Below are 19,573 nucleotides of genomic sequence, written 5' to 3'. Positions count from 1 at the left end.
CATTCCGACTGGTCGTCAAGCTCCGGTGTCGAGCTCCGGGAACGCCGAAGGCCCGCCGCGGGGGCGGCGGGCCTTCGTGGCCGGGAGTGGACGCGCCACCCGAGGCCGTGCGTGTCGACTACTCGGCGCGGCGAGCAGCCAGGCGGCGATTGAGCGCGAGGGCGCCAACACCGAAGCCGACGACGAGCAGGCCGAGGCCCGCGATGCCGAAGACGTCGTCAGAGCCCGTGGGAGCGAGCGACGAGTCGTCGCCAGCCTGGGGCGCCTCGCCCTCGCCGGCCGACTCGCCGGCGATGGTGAACGTGAACGTGACCGTGTTGCCGGTCCCGGCCTCGGTCACGGTGACGGTGTACTCGCCGACGGGGAAGTCGAGGCGGCGGATGATGTCGCCGGTGACGGCGTCGTACTCGTTGTACGTGATCTCACCGGCGTAGGTGCCGTCTTCACCGATCGTGATCGGCAGCGAGCCGTCGATGGGACCCGTGATGGCGACCTCTGCCTCGGCGCTGGGGGTGAAGTTGGCGAGCGTGTAGGTGACGACGTCGCCGGGAGCGAACACTTCCTGCGTGGCGTTGCCGATGGGGCCCTCGTACGTGGGCGTGGTGGTCTCGCCGGCCGCGGCGACGACGACGTCGACGGAGGCCGACAGCGCGCCCTCACCCTCGCCCTGCGTGAACGTGAAGGTGTACGTGCCCTCGACGGGCAGACCCTCGTCTTCAAAGGTGACGGTGTAGCCGAACGTGCCGTCTTCCGCGACCGTGGCTTCCGCGGGGAGATCGGCGCTATCACCGGCGGCAGCGACGTTTACCACGACGGGGTCGCCGACGGGGTCGAAGCCGCTACCGGCGAAGGTGATGCCGTTGGCGGCGAAATCCTCGGGGGTCAGCTCGGTGGCGTCGGCCTGAACAGCCGGGGCGAGGACGGGAGCCTCGGTGGTCTCGGTGGGCGTCGGGGCGTCGGTGGTCGGGTCGGTCGGGCCGGTCGCGAACGCGGGCGTGGCCGAAAGGAAGGCACCGCCGGACACGACGGCGAAGGCGAGCGACGCGGCCGCAACGCGGCGGCGGATGGGCGAAGTCGAAGCAGTCATGGGCATAACAATGCCATATACCCAGCGTTCTGTCAGGTCCTGCTCGGCAAAAGGTCGACGGATCCACCCACGGAGTGATGGGGACCGCTCCCCATGGCGTCGGACCTCGCGCGTGTGCTAGAACCCGTCCCCACCTCGGATCGCCCCTCCCGGCACGTCGCCGTTGAAAAGCTGCGTGACCGTGACGACCTGCAGCCCGCGGTCCGCGAAGCCCGCGAGCACGCCGGGGGTCGCGTCGATGGACGACTGGTGCGTCGAGTGCAACAACACGATCGACCCGGCGACGCTGTCGCCCACCGCCCGATCAACGACGACGTCGACGCCTGGCAGTTCCCAGTCGAGGGTGTCGACGTCCCACAGAATGACGGGCATCGAGGTGGCCTCGAAGATGCGGTGGTCGTACGCACCGTACGGCGGCCGAAACAGGCTCGGCGTCACGCCCGTCACAGCCTCGATGGCCGAGGTGCACGAGGCGATCTCGGCGCGCATGGTTTCGAGGTCGGCGCCGGGGACGTACGGGGCCGGCGCGGGAGCCGGCGTCCCGGCGGGCCCGGGGGTTGGGGCGGGAGCCGGTGGCGTTGGAACGGGAACGGTCGAGAAGTCGATGTGGGTCTGGCTGTGGTTGCCGATCTCATTGCCGTCGGCGACCACGGCCTGCAACTCAGCCGCGGCGCCGTTGACCTTGTTCCCGAGCACGAAGAACGTGGCAGCGGCATGCGCGTCGCGAAGGTGACCGAGCAGTTCTGGCAGCGTCGAGTCGGGACCGTCGTCGTAGGTCAGCGCGACACAGGCCACGAGCGTGCAGTCGTACGCCTCGGCGCCGGCGGCGACCGGCGCGGGCCCCGAGTAGTCGGCGTCGCCAGCAGCCGCCTCGATGGCGCGCGCCCCAAGCGGGGCGATGACGCCGAGCGCCTCATCGCTTGGCACGCGGAACGAGAATGGTTCGGCAGCGGCCTCCCGATGCTCGAGGCCCTCGAGCTCGGGGGCGGAGACGCCGTTCGGCGCGGTCGCCGTGAGTCCGCCGGCGGGGTCAAGGCTGAGCGCGGTGAGCGATTCGAGGAACGCCTCGAGTACGTCAGCATCGGGCGTCGAAACTTCGACGTCCCAGAGCGCCCCGGCGTGGTGCCGCGCGGCCAGGACCGCGGCGCGCCACAGCGCCGGTCCGGCATCCGCTGTCAACAGGTCGGCGACGGTGCCGGTCTCGCCCGTCGACGTGTCGCTGATCACGGTGACGGTGCGATCGGTCGTCACCTCATCCTCCGTACCCTCGACCATGCGGAGCCGCTCGCCGACGATCGCGCCCGCTGCGAGCACCACGTCGCACACCACCACGAGGCCGGGCGACGACGGGTCGGCGGCGGCGAAGCGGGGATCGATGAGGAGTTCGGCTGCGCTCAGCGCGCTCGACCCGGGCACGCACCCGCGGTCATCGAACCCGGCCCCCTCCGGCTGAGCGCGGGGCGCGTAGGGCGCTGAGCCATTGGCCTCGGCGAATGCGCCGATAGCCGCACGCACCTCATCTTGGATGCGCGTGTTGAAGGCCGTCGATCCCGGAAGCGCGGTCCAACGGGCAGCCACGTTGGGATCCTCGGCGCGGAGGCGGTGTCCCGTCGCACCGGGCAACGACGCCGGGTCGATCGTGTTCGTGGCCTGGTCGACGACGATCTCGGCGAGGGGCGGCCGGGGTTCCCACTCCGGGTCGGGCGCGGGTGCGCAGCCGGACAGCAGCCCGCAGACGGTGACCAGCGAGATGCCGAGCGCCGTGACCGGCCGGCGCCGCTGCGGATGGCTCACGACGCGAACTCCATGCGTTCGACGATGTCCGCGAACTCCCCGAGGTAGGGGCCGATCGGCACGTCACTCGTCACGCGCACGTCGACGACGGCACCGGATGCCGCGGGCGGCTCGTGCGCGATCGTCGCCACGATCCCGGTGTGCGCCGGCGAGCCGTCGGCGAACAGATTCATGCCGAGCACGCCGCCCCCCGCTGGCCGTTGCGCCGACACGTCGGCGGGCTGATCGACGTGCGCGTAGATCGCCGTCAGGGTCTCGGCCGGGTGCTCGGTGCGCCACTCGAGCCCACCGGCAGCATCCGCCTGTCCGGGAGGTGGACCGCCACCGGAGCGGTGCGTCAGCGTGAGCGCGATCTCGACCAGCCCGTCCGGCGTCTCGAGCGCGACCTCGCTGCTGCTGCCGAGCGGGCGGACCACGTGCCACCCCTGTGGCGCCGTCACCGTGACTGCGTCTTCGGCGGCGGTGAGCGTCACCGCCGTGTCGACCTCGGCCACCGAGGTCGACAGGTTCCTGGCGATCTGGGGGCCGAAAGCGGCGCCGACGAACACCAGCACGACGACCACGGCGACGGCACCGGCAAGGAGCGCCGTCCGGCCACGAGAACGGTGCACCGCCGCGTCCTCAGCGGCAGCCTCGGCCCCGCTGCGGGCCCCCGGTTCGGGCTCCGCGACTGACGGAGCCGCGGGGCGCGCCTTCCGAGGAGCCGAAGCCTCGCGCTCCGTTCCGGGGAGCTCCTCGTCCGGGAGCAGGCCGAGCCAATCGTCGTCCGTCGCCACAACGCACCTCTCGCCGTCGGCACCGCGGGATCGGGGGCTCACCGCCGTCGCGCCGATCCCCATTGTCACCCGCCAACGCGCCGCGGCGGCGCGCAAGGAGCCGTGTCACCGAAGTGAGACGGCCCCTCGTGCGTGCCGGCCGCGACTGCGCCGACAGTGCAGCATGGTTGCTTAGGAGTTCCGGCGCCGGCCGAGGAATCGGGCGCCGACGATCGCAGCGGTGCCCGCGCCGAGCACGAGCAGGCCGAGCCCGGCCGCGCCGAAGACGTCGCCGCCGTCGGTGCGCACGAGATCGCCTCCGCTGGAGCCCGACGTGGTGCCGGTGCCGTTGCCGCTGGTTCCAGCGCCAGCTGCCTCGATGGTGAAGGTGAAGCTCGCCTCCTGAATGGGCGCGGGCTCGCGCACGGTCTCGCGCGCCTCGCCGTCGGTGCCACTCGTCGCCGCTGCGGCATCGTCGGAACCGGTCGCGTCGTCGACATCGTCGGCACCGGATGCATCGTCGGCGCCGGATGCATCGTCGGCGCCGGATGCATCGTCCGCACCGGTTGCATCTTCGGCACCGGATGCATCGTCGGCGTCAGCCTGGGCGTCGCCGCTCGGCGGGGCGCTCGGCGGCACGAGGTCGATCGGGATCTGCTGCCCGTCGACCGTGCGCAGCGTGGCCGCGTACTCGCCGGCCGGCCACTCCCCCGAGTACGTGATGACGCCCGTATAGGTACCGTCGGCATCCGGAACGATCGGCTCGAGCGACGCAAACTCGGCCTGCTCGCCGGTCGGCAGCGTCAGCACGAGCTGGAGCTCAACACCCGGGGTGAACCCCTCCAGGTGGTACGTCACACCTTGGGCTGCGGCGATAGCTGCGGTGTACGACGACTGGTCGGTCCAGGCGCGGGGCTCCGTGACCGTGGCCGGCTCGGTTTCGGCCGGCGTGGTGTCGACGGGCTGCGTCTCCGCAGGTTCGCTCGTGGCGGGCGGCTCGACCGGCTCGACGGGCACGACCGGCTCGGTCTCGATGGGCTCCGTCTCGACGGGCTCGGTCGTCTCGGGCGCCTCGGTCGTCGGCTCCGCGGTCTCCGTCTCGGTCGGTTCGCCCGTCTCGGTCGGCTCGCCCGTTTCGGTCGGCTCGGCGGTCTCGGTCTCGTCGGCGGCCTCCACGACCTCGACCGAGAACGACTGCTGCAGCTCCTCCGACTCGAAGAGCGTGATGGTGTAGGTGCCGGCGTCCCAGCCCTCACCGCTCACGATCTCGCCCGCGACCGTGCCGTCGTCGGCGACGGTGTACTCGGTCGACTGCCATGAATAGTTCGTGAAGCCGGACGGCGCCTGCACCTGCACGTAGACCACGTTGCCGGGCGTGAAGCCGCCGGCTGAGAACGGGATGCTCGTGCTGTCGGTCGTCAGATTGTCGGCCGACGCGCCGGCACCGTCTTCCACCGCGGTCGCGATCTGCGGCACGGCGACGAACGCAACGCCCCCAGCGACGACGCTGAAGGCGACAGCGAGGGCAGCGGCACGCGCGCGCGGAGAGGAGAATCGTTCAGCAACCATGGAGGCAAGCTAACACGCGGAAAATAGCTGTGGAAGGCCTGGTCAGCGCACAAGTGCGGCAACCGGATCGCAAATCACATCGACCACAGGGGCCACAAGTGCCACAAGATGAACAGGAAACCCGCGGTCAGGGGCCGAATCACAGGCGTCACACGAGACTCACGCACCACGTTCAAGTCGCGCGCGCACGCTCGAAAAAAATCTTGAAAAAACTGCGGGGCCCGCATCCGGGATGGATGCGGACCCCGCAGGAGGTCACCGGCCGGATGCGCGCATCCCGCCAGCATGTGAGGCGTGACTACTTGAGGTTCACCGTGGCGCCGGCGCCCTCGAGGGCCTCCTTGGCCTTTTCGGCGGCTTCCTTGTTGACACCCTCGAGGACGGGCTTGGGAGCACCGTCGACGAGCGCCTTCGCGTCACCGAGACCGAGCGACGTGAGCGCGCGCACCTCCTTGATGACCTGGATCTTCTTGTCGCCGACCGATTCGAGAATGACGTCGAACTCGGTCTGCTCCTCCTCGGCGGCCGCCTCGTCGCCACCCGCGGCGGCGGGCGCGGCACCGGCAACGGCGACCGGGGCGGCAGCCGTGACCTCGAAGGTCTCCTCGAACTTCTTGACGAACTCCGACAGCTCGATGAGCGTGAGCTCCTTGAACGCCTCGATGAGCTCTTCAGTGGTGAGCTTGGCCATGCGTGTTTCTCCTTGTTTGCTTCTGTCGACTGACCGCGCCCGGGGCTAGGACGCGGACTCCTGCTTGTCGCGCAGCGCGTCGACCGTACGAACGGCCTTCGACGCGGGGGCGGTGAACATGTATGCGGCGCCGTACAGCGAGGCCTTGAACGCGCCGGCAAGCCTGCCGAGCATCGTTTCGCGGGACTCGAGGTCGGCGAGCTTGTTGACCTCTTCCGGGCTGAGCGGGTTACCGTCGAAGTACCCGCCCTTGATCACCAGCAGAGGGTTGTCCTTGGCGAAGGCACGCAGCGACTTGGCCACGGCGACGGGGTCTCCGTGCACGAACGCCACAGCGGTCGGGCCCTTGAGGTCGTCGTCGAAGGCCGAGATCCCGGCCTTGTTGGCCGCGATCTTCGTCAGCGTGTTCTTCACCACGGCATAGTTCGCGTGCTCACGAATGCCGTCGCGCAGCTGCTTGAGCTGCGCCACGGTGAGCCCGCGGTACTCGGTCAGCAGAACGGCGGTCGAGCTCTCGAACTGTGTCGCGAGCTCGGCGATCGTCGCCTCCTTGTCCGCCATGGCACTCCTCTCTGTCATTGCGCGCCGACCGCGGGTGCCGTCGGCGCACCGCCGGGGAGCACGCGGATGCGCGACTCCACCCGGAAACGAGAAAGCGCTCCGGCGCAGGAGGCCGGAGCGCGAACATGCCGGTGCAAGAATGCACACAGAGCACGGGAGTGCTTCGATCACCTACGCGGGTCGTTCTCACGAAACCTTCGCCCGGTGTGCATGCACACCAAGGACCAGCGGTCTAAGGCTTCGTCGATCCTAAGCGCGCGACCGCCGAAGCGCAACCTCGGGCTGGCGCGCGGCGAAGACAACCCGCTCGGGTAGCGTTCACCGCAGCCGTGTCCGACCGAGTGGAAAGGCAGCCATGCCCTCCGTCGTCACCCTCACGCCCGCACCCGTCATCGATCGCACGTACTTCGTCGAGCGATTCGACGAGGGCAAGGTCAACCGCGCCACCGATCAGGTCGAGTTCCTCAGCGGTAAGGGCCTCAACGTTTCCCGCACGCTGCACCTCGCCGGCGTCGCCACGAGCGCCGTGCTGCCGATCGGCAAGGAGGACGAGCATCTGCTCTTCCGCACCCCGAACCCGCAGTTGCTGCGCATCCTGCGCGTTCCCGGTCGCATCCGCGTCAACACGCAGATCCTCGAACCGAGCGGGCGCACCACCAACATCAACCAGAAGGCCGTGCCGATTCCCGCGGACGACTGGGATGAGGTCGTGCAGATGACAATCCGCGAGCTGCGGGCGCTCGCCGCCGACTGGCTCGTCGTGTCCGGCTCGGTGCCGAGGATGGCCGAGACGGGAGAGCACCTCGACTTCGACCGCCTGTTCGCCGAGACTCGTCGGCTCGGCACGCGCATCGCCCTCGACACGTCGGGGTCCTCGCTCGCCCGCCTCGCACGCAGCGAGCACATCAATCTCATCAAGCCCAACGCCGACGAGCTCGCGACGCTCGTGGACCGTCACCTGCACACGGTCGGCGACGTGCTCGAGGCCGCGCACGAGGTGATCGAGCGCAACGGCCTGGAGGTCGCCCTCGTCTCGCTCGGGGGTGACGGCGCGGTCGCTGTCACCGCACGCGAGACGCTCTGGGGCCATGCGACGGCGCCGCGGGTGGTCAACACGACCGGCGCCGGCGACGCGACGCTCGCCGGCTTCGTCGGATCGTCGATTCAGGGGCCCGGCCGGACGGGCGGCCGGGCCGACTTCTCGGAGCTTCCCCGGCTCACGGTGAAGCGCGCGCTCGGGGCCGCCGTCACCTACGGGGCCCTCGCCGTCTCGGTCCCGACGACGATCATGGACTCGCTCGATGACGCGCCGACGCCCGTGGTCGAGGCGCCCGACCCCGAGCGCGAGCTCAGCGAGCCGACGAAGGTCTTCGACGTCAAGTGATCGGGGTGCGCCGTCGCGGGCGCGCGAACGCGTGAGCGACGCCGGCCGGGCGTGCCGGTGCGGCGGTGTGGGCGGGATGCGCCACAATGTTCGACATGGTCGCGTTTCTCCCCTCGTTCGCCGTTGCGGGCGAGGTCGACCGGGAGGCGATGCGGCCGGCGGCACTCGCGACGTACGCACGCCCCGAGACGAAGCCGCATCCGTCGGCCCACGCGGCCCTGAACCGGCCGGCCGCGCAGGCCGCGCAGCCCACGCTCGCTCCCGCGCCCGCCGGGCTCGCCCAGTCGTCGCCGACCGCCATCGGCGTCGCGGTCTGGCGCCCGGGCCGCGCACGCCCGCACGACGCTCGAGTGCTCGCCGATTCGGCGGAACGCGAGGCGTGGCTGCGCGCCCGCGTCGGCGGCATCACGGCGACGGACGCAGCCAAGCTCGCAACCCCGAACTCCGTTCGCCAAGTGGTGCGCGACAAACTCGATCCTTCCGGCTTCTCGGGCAACGCATTCACGGAGCACGGGCGGCAGCGCGAGCCGCACATCGCGTCGTGGGTGCTCGAGCGCCACGGCATTCCCGCGTGCGGCCTCCTCTACCACGCGCAGCGATCGCTCCGTCACCTGGCGACGCCCGACGGCCTCTACGCCGACGACGAGCGCCTCCTGCTCGCCGAGATCAAGACGACCGGCAAGCCGTGGAAGCGCATCCCCCGCTCGTACCTGCGGCAGGTGTGGTGGCAGCAGTATGTGCTCGGCGCCGAGCGCACGCTGTTCGTGTGGGAGCAGCACGCCGACTTCATCGTGACCGAGCCCGAACCGCGCTGCGTATGGATCGAGCGCGACGAGACCGAGATCGAGAGGCTCGTCACGCTCGCCGATCTCGCCCTCGCCGAACTCGACCGCTGCGCCGTCGAGTTCTGAGGGCCCGGCCCGTCCGGGCGAGCGACCTCCTCCGAGCGCGCCGCGGCACAATAGGGCACATGACCCAGCACGACGCAGCAGCCCTCCGCCCGTCATCTGACCGGATGCGCGCATCCGTCATCACCGCCATCGGCGGGCCCGAGGTGGTGCAGCCGGGAGACGTTCCCGTGCCCGACGTCATGAACAGCGACACGCTCGTGCGCGTCAAGGCCGCGGGGGTGAACCCGATCGACGGCAAGATGCGGTCGGGCAAGGGCAACATGCTCACGGATCGCGTTCCGTGCGTGATCGGTGGCGAGTTCGCCGGCGTGGTCGTGCAGGCCTCCTACGAGCTCGCACCGTTCCAGCCGGGCGACGAGGTGTGGGGTGTCCTCCTGACGCCGCGCTACCCGGGCGCGCACGCCGAGTACGTCGCCTGCCCCTTCATGAGCATGGCGCGCAAGCCCTCGAACCTGTCGTTCATCGAGGCCGGGGCCGTGCCCCTCGCCGTGCTGACGGCCTGGGCCGCCGTGATCGACGCCGGCCGGGTGCACACGGGCCAGCGCGTGCTCATCCACGCCGGGGCAGGCGGTGTCGGCCATTTCACCGTGCAGCTCGCTCACTACTACGGCGCGCACGTGATCGCCACGGCGTCCGAGCGCAACCACGACCTGCTGCGCGACCTCGGCGCCGACGAGGCCGTCGACTACTCGGCTGGCCCGTTCGAGTCGGCGCTGGACGAGCCGGTCGACGTCGTCGTCGACCTCATCGGCAACGCGAAGGGCGACCGCACGGGTTCACGGTCGCTCGATGCCCGGGTGCTGCGCGACGGCGGCACCTACCTTTGCGTGCCGACGGGGGCCTTCCCGGAGATGCACGACGAGGTGGCCGAGCACGACCGCGGCCTCGTGGCCTCCGGCATCAAGCTCTCGCCAGATGGGCGCACGCTCGAGACCGTCACGCAGTTGTTCGAGCAGGGCGACCTGCGCGTCGAGCTCGAGCGCGTGTTCCCACTCGCCGAGGCGGGCGCCGCGCAGGCGATGGTCGACGGCGGCCACGTGCGCGGCAAGGTGGTGCTCGACATCGACGCGGAGCGCAACGGCGGCTCCTGAGCCGCAGCCGACGCGCAGCGAAATCAGCCCGACGCACCGGCGCACGCACGAAGGGTCCCGTCGAGCACAGCTCGGCGGGACCCTTCGTGGTGCGTTCGGCGCGGCCTACATGCCCGAGACGTCGACGGGGATGCCGGGGCCGAAGGTCGTCGAGACGACGGCCTTCTCGAGGTAGCGGCCCTTCGCGCTCGACGGCCGGAGACGAACGACCTCGTCGAGCGCGGCGCGCAGGTTCTGCTCGAGCTGCTCCGTCGTGAAGCCCGCCTTGCCGACGATGAAGTGCACGTTCGAGTGCTTGTCGACGCGGAACTCGATCTTGCCGCCCTTGATCTCGGTCACGGCCTTCGCCGGATCGGTCGTGACGGTGCCGGTCTTCGGGTTGGGCATGAGGCCGCGGGGGCCGAGCACCTTCCCGAGCCGGCCGACCTTGCCCATCATGTCGGGCGTCGCAACGGCAGCGTCGAAATCGGTCCAGCCGTCGGCGACGCGGGCGATGAGCTCGTCGCTGCCCACCTCGTCGGCGCCGGCGGCCATCGCGGCCTCGGCGTTCGCGCCGTTGGCGAAGACGATGACGCGGGCCGTCTTCCCCGTGCCGTGAGGCAGGTTGACCGTGCCGCGCACCATCTGGTCGGCCTTGCGCGGGTCGACGCCGAGACGAAGCGCCACCTCGACCGTGCTGTTGAACTTCGAAGAGCCGGTCTCGCGCGCGAGTACGACGGCCTCGCCGATCGAGTACTGCTTGCCCGGCTCGAGCTTGTCGGCGGCGTTGCGGTACGCCTTGGACTTCTTTGCCATCTTGCTTCTCCTTCGAGAGAGTGCGGTAACGAGCCTGGCCGGCTCTCCCGCGCAGTTCGTGTGCGCCGGCCGGTGCCGGGCGCGGTGCGTCGCGCGCCGCCAGAAGGCGGGCGCGACGGGGAAGGACTAGCCCTCGACCGTGATGCCCATCGAACGGGCGGTGCCGGCGATGATCTTCGCGGCCTGGTCGACGTCGTTCGCGTTGAGATCGGTCTTCTTGGTCTCGGCGATCTCGCGCACCTGGTCCATCGTGATCTTGGCGACCTTGTCGGTGTGGGGCGTCGAGGAGCCCTTCTTCACACCGGCGGCTTTCTTGATGAGCTCTGCGGCGGGCGGGGTCTTGAGGACGAACGTGAACGAACGGTCCTCGTACACGGTGATCTCGACCGGCACGACGTTGCCACGCTGCGTCTCAGTCGCCGCGTTGTACGCCTTGCAGAACTCCATGATGTTGACGCCGTGCTGACCGAGCGCGGGGCCGATCGGCGGCGCTGGGTTGGCGGCGCCAGCCTGGATCTGCAGCTTGATCAGACCCGAGACCTTCTTCTTGGGAGCCATATGGGTTTCCTTTTCTGTGTTCGAACCGCGGGCATGCCCGACGGCTCTCCCGGGGGTTCGGCCGTTCCGAACTCCGGTGGTACGTCACGCGACCGGATGCGGTGACGCTCACGCGCATCCGGGACGCGGCTACAACTTGGTGACCTGGTCGAACGACAGCTCGACGGGCGTCTCGCGCTCGAACAGCGACACGAGCACCGTGAGCTTGCCGCTCTCGGGCTTGATCTCGTTGATCGTGCCGGTGAGGCCCGCGAACGAGCCCTCTTTGATGGTGATCGTCTCGCCGATCTCGAAGTCGATCTCGGCGACGGGGGTGCGCGGTGCGCCGCCCTCGGCGGTCGGCGCGGCTGCGGCCGTGCCGGGCTCGATTTCGACCAGACTCTTCAGCATCTCAAATGCTTCGTTGAAGCGCAACGGCGTGGGGTTGTGGGCGTTGCCGACGAAGCCCGTCACGCCTGGCGTGTGGCGCACGACCGACCACGAGTCTTCGTTGAGCATCATGCGCACGAGCACGTAGCCGGGGATGCGCACGCGGGTGACCATCTTGCGCTGGCCGTTCTTGATCTCGACGACATCTTCCATGGGCACTTCGACCTGATAGATGAAGTCGCTCATGTTCATCGACTCGGTGCGCTGCATGAGGTTCACCTTCACGCGGCGCTCGAACCCGGCGTACGTGTGAATCACGTACCACTTGCCGGGCTTCATGCGCAGTTCCTTCTTGAACGCCTCGTAGGGGTCGTTCTCCGGGTCCTGCTCCGACGCCTCGTCGCTCGTCGCGGCGGCCGCGGCGTCGGCCTCTTCGGGGCTGTCGACATCAAGCACGTCGGTCACGAGCGAGTCGACCTCCGGGTCGGCGATGTCGGCGCCCTCGCCGTCGTCGGCCTCGTCGTCGCTCACGAGCTCGCCTTCGCCCTCGAGCACACTGTCGAGGTCTTCTGCGACGGCGTCGGGGTCACGATCGCCCTCCTGCGCCTCGGCGACCTCTGAGTCTTGTTCGAGCGCAGTGTCGAACAGGCCGTTGTGGTCGGCGGCGTTCTGGTCAGACACGTGAATTCCTCTTTCGATATGTTGCGGTTCTGGTGCTCGCGGCCTCGTCGGGCCGCATCGCTAGGGAGCCGGCGCCGCCGGATCCGCGGGCGCGTCGCCTCCACCGAACAGGTTGCTGAAGTCGGGCCACTGTACTTCGGTGCCCGTGCCGAAGACCCAGGATGCTCCCCAGCCGAAGAGCAGATCGAGGCCGGTCACGAGCAGCATCATGATGATGACGAACACCAGCACGACGCCCGTGTAGCGGAACAGCTCGGAGCGGGTGGGCGTGACGACCTTCTTGAGCTCCGCCATGACCTGGCGGAGGAACAGGGCGATGGTGCCGAAGAATCCGCGGCGCTTCTCGACATCGTCGCGCTTCGACGGGGTCTTGCTGAGACCGGTCGTGGCGGGCTCCGACGCTGTGTCCTTCACGCTGGCTTTGGCCCTCGTGGTGTCGTCGGCGCTGCCCTTGGCGTTCGTGGTCGATGCGGCCTTCGAACCGGTGCTCGCGCGCCGCTTCGCTGAGGAGGACGGAGTCGAGTCCTTCGAGGCGGCCGCGCCCTTTGAGCCGGACGACGTCGAGGCCCGTTTCGTCGGCGCGTCGCTCGACGCCCGCTCGGTCGACTTGCCGGTCGTCCGGTCGGCCGCGGCATCCCGGCGGGAGGCGGACGACGAGCGCGTCGGCCGTTTGGCCGCCGAGTCGTCGCCGGGCTTCGACGCCGCGGCGCCTGACGCTCGCTTCGACGACGAGTCGGCGCCTTCTGCCTTGTCACCCGACGAATCAGACGAGGTTCGAGCCACGCGATGTTCCCTTCACAGCTTGGGCGTGACAGCGCACGCACCGCGCGCGAATGGTCACGTCGGGCATCCGGCCCCACACGATGCTGCCGCGCAACACCGATGTGCAGGGCGGACAGGACTCGAACCTGCAACCTGCGGTTTTGGAGACCGCTGCTCTACCAATTGAGCCACCGCCCTTCGCGCAACGCCGGCGAGCCGCTGTCGTGCGAATGTGCCACAGTGCGGAGGCTTCACCGGCTTCCGGGCACGACTCAGCTTGTCGCATTGTGGCAACCCCGCAAGCATACGCCACCCGCCGCGGGCCCGCCAACCTGGTCGCCGAGCGGGCGGGAGAACGGCTCGGACGGCGCGACACCACCGGCCGTCCCGGCGCCACACGCGCGACTCGCCGCGGTCGCACGGGCGGGTTCCGCCGCGTTACCGGGCCGAACTAAGCTCGGGAGACATGGGAATCCTCGCTAGCCCACTGTCCCCGCGCATCACGGCGATCGCCGAATCCGCCACGCTGAAAGTCGACTCCAAGGCCAAGGCGCTCAAGGCCGACGGCCGCCCGATCATCAGCTACGCCGCGGGCGAGCCCGACTTCCCCACGCCCCAGTACGTGCTCAATGCGGCACTCGAGGCGACGGGCGACCCCCGCAACCACCGCTACACCGCGGCCGCAGGCCTGCCCGAGCTGCGCGACGCCATCGCCACCAAGACGCGACGCGACTCGGGCATCGACGTGCCCGCCAACCGCATCCTCGTGACCAACGGCGGCAAGCAGTCGGTCTTCCAGGCCATCAACACCGTCATCGGCGAGGGCGACGAACTCCTGCTTCCCGCCCCGTACTGGACCACGTATCCCGAGGTCGTTCGCGTCGCCGGCGGCACGACGGTTCCGGTGTTCGCCGGCGCCGACCAGGGCTACAAGGTCACGGTCGAGCAGCTCGAGGCCGCTCGCACGCCCCGCACGAAGGCGCTGCTGTTCTGCTCGCCGAGCAACCCGACCGGTGCCGTGTACAGCTACGACGAGACGAAGGCGATCGGCGAGTGGGCCGAGTCGTACGGGCTGTGGGTGATCTCGGACGAGATCTACCAGAACCTCACCTACGGGGGCGTCAGGGCCACGTCCATCGTCGAGGCCGTGCCGACCCTCGACGACCAGTGCATTCTCGTCAACGGCGTCGCGAAGTCGTTCGCAATGACCGGCTGGCGCGTCGGCTGGATGGTCGGGCCCCGCGAAGCCATCAAGGCCGCGACCAATCTGCAGACGCACCTCACGGGCAACGTCAACAACATCGCCCAGCGCGCGGCCGTCGCGGCGCTCACGGGCCCCGCGACGGAAGCCGAAGCGATGCGAGTGGCATTCGACCGCCGTCGTCAACTCATGGTGCAGGAGCTCTCACAGGTGCCCGGCTTCGTCGTGCCCGTGCCAGAGGGGGCGTTCTACGTCTACGCCGACGTCACGGCGCTGCTCGGCCGCGAGTACGGCGGGCGCCGCATCGACACGAGCCTCGAGCTCGCCGACTACCTGCTCGAAGCCGCAGAGGTGGCCGTCGTTCCCGGCGAGGCCTTCGGCCCGTCGGGCTACGTTCGACTCAGCTACGCGCTCGGCGACGACGAGCTCGTCGAGGGCATCCAGCGCATGAAGCGCGTCTTCGCCGACGTCGAGAGCTGAGGCCCGACGCGCCCATCGAAATCGAGGGGCCGGATGCTCGGCAGATCGAGCATCCGGCCCCTCGTCGGTGGCCGGTCATGCGTCCACGTCGCACGGCACGGCCGCACGGCGCGGCGACACGCTCAGGGCACCGTGAACGTCAGCTGATTGAGCTTCTGCCAGAGCCGCGAGTCGGGATCATCCACGTCGGCCGGGTTCCGGGCGATGACGAAGATGTGAATCGCGACACCCGTCTGCGGCATCAGTCGCTCGATCGTGAGGGCGACGCTCGAGCTGGTGGACCACTCAACGCGCTGCACGAGCAACTCGAGCTGGTAACCGGCGCCCGGCACCATCCAGGACACCGGCGAGCCGGCGTTGCCGGCCGAGCCCGTGTAACCCATGTACGCCGTGTTGAGCGACGCCTCGGTTACGTCTTGATCGCGGTACGAGCTCGACGGCTGGCCCGTCTGCAGGAACTGGATGTAGGCGCCCGAGATCGGGTCCTCCATCACGACGGCGTCCGGCTGTCGATCGACCGTGCCCTCGCTCCAGTCGCCTGGGGACGGCATGACGAACGTCATGCCGTCCGGGAATTCGACGTCCATCGAGATGGGAATGGTCGACCCGGGCGGCGGCGAGGTCGGGGCGGCTGGCTCGAACGAGCTCGTCGGATTGGCCGTCGCCGGCGGCTCGTTGACGGGACCGACCTCCGGGTCGGCCTCGATCGGGTTGGGGGCGCTGAACGACGAGATGATGATGGCGACCACGAGCACGACGACCGCGGTCGCCCCAATGCCGCCGAGCAGCCACGGAAGCCACCGGCGCCGCTTCGACCGCTCGAGCGCCGGGTCGGTGCCGAGGTCGCGGCGCCGCGGCTCATGCGTGTGCTGCGTGGGTGGCGTGAACCGCCCAGGGGGCACACCGAAGGGGCCCGATTGGGGCGGAGGCGGCGGCAGCGTCATGGGTCCGAGCGTATCGCCGGGGCGCCCGGCAAAGCCCGATTGCCGCCCGTCGGATGCCGCGCATCCGTCGATCGGTGGATGCGCGTCGCCACGTTCACGGACGGCGCCCGGCCGCCGTTGCCCGTTGACTTGGTCGCATGACTGAACACAGCATCGCCGGGGGCGACAGCGCCCCGGCCGACGACGCGATCGTCGTCACCGGCCTCGGTAAGCGGTACGGGGAGCTGACGGCCGTCGACGATGTGTCGTTCACGATCGCTCGAGGCGAGGTTTTCGCCCTCCTCGGGCCCAACGGCGCCGGGAAGACGACCACCATCGAGTTGCTCGAGGGGTTCCGAGTGCCGAGCTCGGGCCGCGTGCGCGTGCTCGGCGTCGACCCCGCGCGCGGTGACGCCGACTGGCGGGCCCGCATCGGCGTCGTCAGCCAATCGTCGGCCGACATCGAGCGGTTCACGTGCCGCGAGATCCTCGCGCACTTCGCGAGCCTGTACCCCCGCCCCCGAGACGTCGACGAGGTGCTCGAGGCGGTCGGGCTCACCGAGAAGGCGCGCACGAGCGTGCGCAAGCTCTCGGGCGGCCAGCAGCGCCGACTCGACGTTGCGCTCGGCATCGTGGGGCGGCCGGAGGTGCTCTTTCTCGACGAGCCGACGACGGGGTTCGACCCCGAAGCACGGCGACAGTTCTGGCGCCTGATCGAGCGGCTGCGCGACGAGGGCACCACGATCCTCCTGACGACGCACTACCTCGACGAGGCCGAGCACCTGAGCGACCGCGTCGGCGTCATCGCGCGCGGCCGGCTCATAGATCTGGCCACCGTCGCGCTGCTCGGCGGAGCCGAGGCCCGAACGCCCATCGTGCGCTGGACAGCGGCGAACGGGGAGCGGCGAGCGCAGCGGACCGAGACGCCGGGGACGCTCGTGGCTTCGCTCGTGACGGCGGCGGGCGCCGAGCCCGACGGGCTCGAGATACACCGCCCGACCCTCGAAGACATCTATCTCGATCTCATCCACAACGCAGAGGACGCCTGACATGCGCATCGTCGATCACGGCCTCAAACGGATCGGCTTCGAGGTCCGCGGCTATTTCCGCGCTCCCGAGCAGGTCTTCTTCACCTTTCTCTTCCCCGTGCTGATGTACATGCTGTTCGGATCGATCTTCAGCTCGGAAACGATCCCGCTGCCCGATGGTGAGATCACCATGGCCGAGTACTACCTCCCCGCCATGGTCACCATGGCCGTGCTGCTCGCGGGCACGCAGAACCTCGGACTCGACATCGCCACGGAACGCCTCGAGGGTGGCCTCAAACGCCTCGGCGCGACACCGCTGCACCCGGTCTCGTTCTTCATCGGCAAGTTCGGGCAGGTCTTCGTCACGTGCCTCGTGCAGGTCGTCCTCGTGGTCATCACCGGTCTCCTGCTGTTCGGCGCCGAGCTGCCCTCGACCGCGTCGCAGTGGACGACGCTCGCCTGGCTCTTCCTGCTCGGCCTCGCCTGCTTCTCGGTGCTCGGCATCGCGCTCTCGGCCGTGCCTCGCTCCAGCCGGACGGTCGCGGCGGTCGTGATCCCGGTCGTCCTGCTGCCCCAGTTCATCTCCGGCATCTTCCTCCAGTGGTCGGCGTTGCCCGACTGGCTGCAGACGGTGGCCGCGGTGCTGCCGCTCAAGTGGCTCGCGCAGGGCATGCGATCGGTTTTCCTGCCGGATGCCATGGCGGCTGCCGAGCAGACGGGCGCGTGGGAGCTCGGCCTCGTTGCGATCGTCCTGGGCGCGTGGTTCGTCGCCGGTGCCGTGCTCACGGCGTTGACGTTCCGATGGACCCGAGGGCGCGGCTGAGACGCGGCACCGACGGCAGGCATAATGCCGCCGTCGGGCGCGAAGCCGCTGGATTCTGCGAAGCTGTCGACATGACCGAGCACCGCGAGTCGGGTCTCCCGGGTGCGCAGGCCGCCGCGGTGCCTGCCCGTTCGACGTCCCTCGAGCGTGTGCCGTGGTGGGACATCATGTTTACGGCGGTACCAGCCGTCTCGGCCGTCGCGCTCTGGCTCTACGCCATGGCGGAACCGCCCGATGACCAGTGGCGCTGCTGGCTCGCGGCCGGCCTCGTTGGCCTGCTCGTCGGGTTCTGGTTCGCCATCGCGAGGCGGCGCGTCGGCCCGACGCCGGCCGGCTACGCGTCGTTGCTCGTCTTCTCGCTCATCATCGCCGCCTGTATCGTGCTCGTCCCCGTGCTCGGCATCCTGCAGGCCGTGCTCTACCCGTATCTGTGGACGACGCTCGACAACACCGCGCGCAGCATCGTCGCCACGCTGAGTTTCGCCCTCGGGGTCGCCCTGGCCGCGGTGCTGTTCGGGGGCCTCGACGAGGCGCTCGTGACGATCTTCGCGCAGATCCTCAGCGTCATGCTCAGCATCGGCATCGGCCTTGCGTTGACGTACGCCTGGAACGTGGCCGAAGAGCGCCAGTTGCTCGTCGACGAACTGACGCGCACGCAGGAGCGGCTGCGAGAGCTGTCGCGGCAGACCGGCGTGTCGCTCGAGCGCGAACGACTTTCCCGCGAGCTGCACGACACCCTCGCCCAGACGCTCGCCGGGCTCTCACTGCTGTCGGAACGCGCCGCCCGTGGGGCGCACCGGCGGCTCGACGGCGACGACCCGGTGCTCGCCCAGCTCGACCAGCTCGCCGACCTCGCCAAGACGGCGCTCGCCGAGACGAGGGCGCTCATCGCGGAATCGGCGCCCGTGCACGACGATTCGGGCACCACCCTGGAGGAGGCGATCGATCGGCTCGTCGAGCGCTTCCGGCGCGAGACGGGGATCGGCATCGAGGTCGAGCTGGGCCGAGACGACACGGGGCTCCCCGCGCTTCCGCGCGACCACGAGGTCGTGCTCCTGCGATGCCTGCAGGAGTGCCTCGCCAACGTTCGGCGCCACGCGCGGGCCACGCGCGCCCGCGTCCGTCTCACGACCTGTTCTGCTCGGAGACCCGGTCAGGGGCTCGGCGGCGCGACGGCAGCCGAGGTCGGATCGGCCGGGGGCGGCGGTCTCGCCGTCCGCCTCACCGTCGCCGACGACGGTCGCGGCTTCGATCCCGCCGAGTCCACCGCCGGTTTCGGCCTGCCGAGCCTCCGCGAGCGAGCCCGGCTGCTCGACGGCGAGGTCGAGATCGACTCGAGACCAGGCGAGGGGTCGACCGTCACGATAACGCTGCCGTTCCCGGGGTCGTCGGCGAGCCACGGCCACGAGATGAACGGAACGGCAGCATGACCGAGGCGAACGCGAGCATCCGGATCCTTGTCGTCGACGACCACCCGCTCGTGCGGGCCGGGCTCGCCGGCCTGATCGACGACGAGGCCGACCTCGAGGTCGTTGGCGAGGCTTCGACCGGCGAGGCCGCTGCCGCCGTCGCCCGGGCGGTTGCACCCGACGTCGTACTCATGGACCTCCGCATGCCCGGCATCGGCGGAGCCGAGGCCACGATCGCGGTGCGCGAGGCGGCACCCGCTTCACGCGTGCTCATCGTGACGAGCTACGACACCGACGACGAGATCCTGAGCGCCATCGACGCGGGCGCCAGCGGATACGTGCTGAAGTCGTCGCCGGCCGACGAGATCCTCGAGGCGGTGCGGCGCGTCGCCGCCGGCGAGGTCGCCCTCGCCCCGACCGTCGCCGCCAAGCTCCTGGAACAAACCCGGCGCTCGCGGGCGCGCGGGCATGAGCCCGACGGCTCGGATGCTCGGCGAGCGCTGAGCGCGCGCGAGACCGAGGTGCTGCGTCTCGTGGCCCTCGGGCACTCGAACGCCGCCATCGGCCGGGAGCTGTTCATCGGCGAGGCCACCGTCAAGACCCACCTCGCGCACATCTTCGAGAAGCTCGAGGTGCGCGATCGCACTCGGGCCGTGACCAGAGCCATGGAGCTCGGCCTGCTGTAGCGGTGCCCGCGGCGG

18 protein-coding genes, 1 tRNA gene and 1 pseudogene are annotated in these 19,573 nt (G+C 69.9%); 8 read left to right on the top strand and 12 right to left on the bottom strand.

Annotation, left to right across the window (positions count from 1 at the left end):
• Window positions 1–118: 118 nt before the first annotated feature.
• The 6 genes from F8O04_RS10315 to rplJ all read right to left on the bottom strand — a co-directional run bounded on the left by F8O04_RS10315 (window position 119) and on the right by rplJ (window position 6,457).
• Entirely contained in the window at window positions 119–1,087 is a 969-nt protein-coding gene (locus F8O04_RS10315; RefSeq protein WP_158029303.1) for a hypothetical protein, read from the bottom strand.
• Window positions 1,088–1,204: 117 nt separating this feature from the next.
• A complete protein-coding gene (locus F8O04_RS10310) occupies window positions 1,205–2,881 on the bottom strand; it encodes a polysaccharide deacetylase family protein (RefSeq protein ID WP_158029302.1) in 1,677 nt (558 codons plus the stop codon).
• Complete coding sequence (locus F8O04_RS10305) at window positions 2,878–3,657, bottom strand: hypothetical protein (protein WP_158029301.1); 780 nt, start codon at window positions 3,655–3,657, stop codon at window positions 2,878–2,880. Before F8O04_RS10305 ends, F8O04_RS10310 begins: the two co-directional genes overlap by 4 nt.
• A 171-nt stretch (window positions 3,658–3,828) precedes the next feature.
• Entirely contained in the window at window positions 3,829–5,205 is a 1,377-nt protein-coding gene (locus F8O04_RS10300) for a hypothetical protein (protein ID WP_158029300.1), read from the bottom strand.
• Between the two features lie 298 nt (window positions 5,206–5,503).
• Window positions 5,504–5,896 (bottom strand): 50S ribosomal protein L7/L12, encoded by a 393-nt coding sequence (gene rplL / locus F8O04_RS10295; RefSeq protein WP_158029299.1) that lies wholly within the window; start codon window positions 5,894–5,896, stop codon window positions 5,504–5,506.
• A gap of 45 nt (window positions 5,897–5,941) precedes the next feature.
• Window positions 5,942–6,457 (bottom strand): 50S ribosomal protein L10, encoded by a 516-nt coding sequence (rplJ, locus tag F8O04_RS10290; RefSeq protein ID WP_158029298.1) that lies wholly within the window; start codon window positions 6,455–6,457, stop codon window positions 5,942–5,944.
• A gap of 355 nt (window positions 6,458–6,812) precedes the next feature.
• Here rplJ and F8O04_RS10285 point away from each other — a divergent pair, with 355 nt between their 5' ends.
• From F8O04_RS10285 to F8O04_RS10275, 3 genes are all read left to right on the top strand, one after another.
• On the top strand, window positions 6,813–7,841 hold the full coding sequence (locus F8O04_RS10285) for a 1-phosphofructokinase family hexose kinase (RefSeq protein ID WP_158029297.1): 1,029 nt from the start codon (window positions 6,813–6,815) through the stop codon (window positions 7,839–7,841).
• Between the two features lie 95 nt (window positions 7,842–7,936).
• The gene (locus F8O04_RS10280) at window positions 7,937–8,752 is read left to right on the top strand and encodes a YqaJ viral recombinase family protein (protein WP_225735006.1); all 816 of its coding nucleotides are present in this window, start codon (window positions 7,937–7,939) and stop codon (window positions 8,750–8,752) included.
• Window positions 8,753–8,811: 59 nt separating this feature from the next.
• Window positions 8,812–9,843: an NADP-dependent oxidoreductase gene (locus F8O04_RS10275; RefSeq protein ID WP_188726386.1), complete on the top strand. Its 1,032-nt coding sequence runs from the start codon at window positions 8,812–8,814 to the stop codon at window positions 9,841–9,843.
• A 105-nt stretch (window positions 9,844–9,948) separates the two neighbouring features.
• Here the strand turns inward: F8O04_RS10275 and rplA are convergent, their stop codons facing one another.
• From rplA to F8O04_RS10250, 5 genes and pseudogenes are all read right to left on the bottom strand, one after another.
• Window positions 9,949–10,638: a 50S ribosomal protein L1 gene (rplA, locus tag F8O04_RS10270; protein ID WP_158029296.1), complete on the bottom strand. Its 690-nt coding sequence runs from the start codon at window positions 10,636–10,638 to the stop codon at window positions 9,949–9,951.
• A 126-nt stretch (window positions 10,639–10,764) separates the two neighbouring features.
• Window positions 10,765–11,196: a 50S ribosomal protein L11 gene (gene rplK / locus F8O04_RS10265; RefSeq protein ID WP_158029295.1), complete on the bottom strand. Its 432-nt coding sequence runs from the start codon at window positions 11,194–11,196 to the stop codon at window positions 10,765–10,767.
• A gap of 129 nt (window positions 11,197–11,325) precedes the next feature.
• The gene (gene nusG / locus F8O04_RS10260; RefSeq protein WP_158029294.1) at window positions 11,326–12,246 is read right to left on the bottom strand and encodes a transcription termination/antitermination protein NusG; all 921 of its coding nucleotides are present in this window, start codon (window positions 12,244–12,246) and stop codon (window positions 11,326–11,328) included.
• A 147-nt stretch (window positions 12,247–12,393) separates the two neighbouring features.
• Window positions 12,394–12,660 (bottom strand): annotated as a pseudogene (secE, locus tag F8O04_RS10255) (preprotein translocase subunit SecE); the annotation flags it as partial.
• A gap of 473 nt (window positions 12,661–13,133) precedes the next feature.
• A tRNA-Trp gene (locus tag F8O04_RS10250) sits at window positions 13,134–13,206 on the bottom strand.
• 268 nt (window positions 13,207–13,474) lie between these two features.
• On the opposite strand from F8O04_RS10250, the gene F8O04_RS10245 reads away from it, so the two are divergent.
• Window positions 13,475–14,689, top strand: a complete 1,215-nt coding sequence (locus tag F8O04_RS10245; RefSeq protein ID WP_158029293.1) for a pyridoxal phosphate-dependent aminotransferase — start codon at window positions 13,475–13,477, stop codon at window positions 14,687–14,689.
• A gap of 122 nt (window positions 14,690–14,811) precedes the next feature.
• Here the strand turns inward: F8O04_RS10245 and F8O04_RS10240 are convergent, their stop codons facing one another.
• Window positions 14,812–15,633, bottom strand: coding sequence for a hypothetical protein (locus F8O04_RS10240; RefSeq protein WP_158029292.1), 822 nt, complete (start codon window positions 15,631–15,633; stop codon window positions 14,812–14,814).
• A 137-nt stretch (window positions 15,634–15,770) separates the two neighbouring features.
• On the opposite strand from F8O04_RS10240, the gene F8O04_RS10235 reads away from it, so the two are divergent.
• From F8O04_RS10235 to F8O04_RS10220, 4 genes are all read left to right on the top strand, one after another.
• Complete coding sequence (locus F8O04_RS10235) at window positions 15,771–16,661, top strand: ABC transporter ATP-binding protein (protein WP_158029291.1); 891 nt, start codon at window positions 15,771–15,773, stop codon at window positions 16,659–16,661.
• 1 nt (window position 16,662) lies between these two features.
• Entirely contained in the window at window positions 16,663–17,463 is an 801-nt protein-coding gene (locus F8O04_RS10230; RefSeq protein WP_158029290.1) for an ABC transporter permease, read from the top strand.
• Window positions 17,464–17,534: 71 nt separating this feature from the next.
• Complete coding sequence (locus tag F8O04_RS10225) at window positions 17,535–18,893, top strand: sensor histidine kinase (protein ID WP_188726385.1); 1,359 nt, start codon at window positions 17,535–17,537, stop codon at window positions 18,891–18,893.
• Entirely contained in the window at window positions 18,890–19,558 is a 669-nt protein-coding gene (locus F8O04_RS10220) for a response regulator (protein WP_158029288.1), read from the top strand. Before F8O04_RS10225 ends, F8O04_RS10220 begins: the two co-directional genes overlap by 4 nt.
• Window positions 19,559–19,573: the final 15 nt, after the last annotated feature.

The sequence above is a fragment of the Pseudoclavibacter endophyticus genome, assembly GCF_008831085.1.
Taxonomy (GTDB): Bacteria; Actinomycetota; Actinomycetes; order Actinomycetales; family Microbacteriaceae; genus Pseudoclavibacter; species Pseudoclavibacter endophyticus.
The sequence above is the reverse complement of the archived record's forward strand: the minus strand, read 5'-3'. Positions and strand labels throughout refer to the sequence as shown.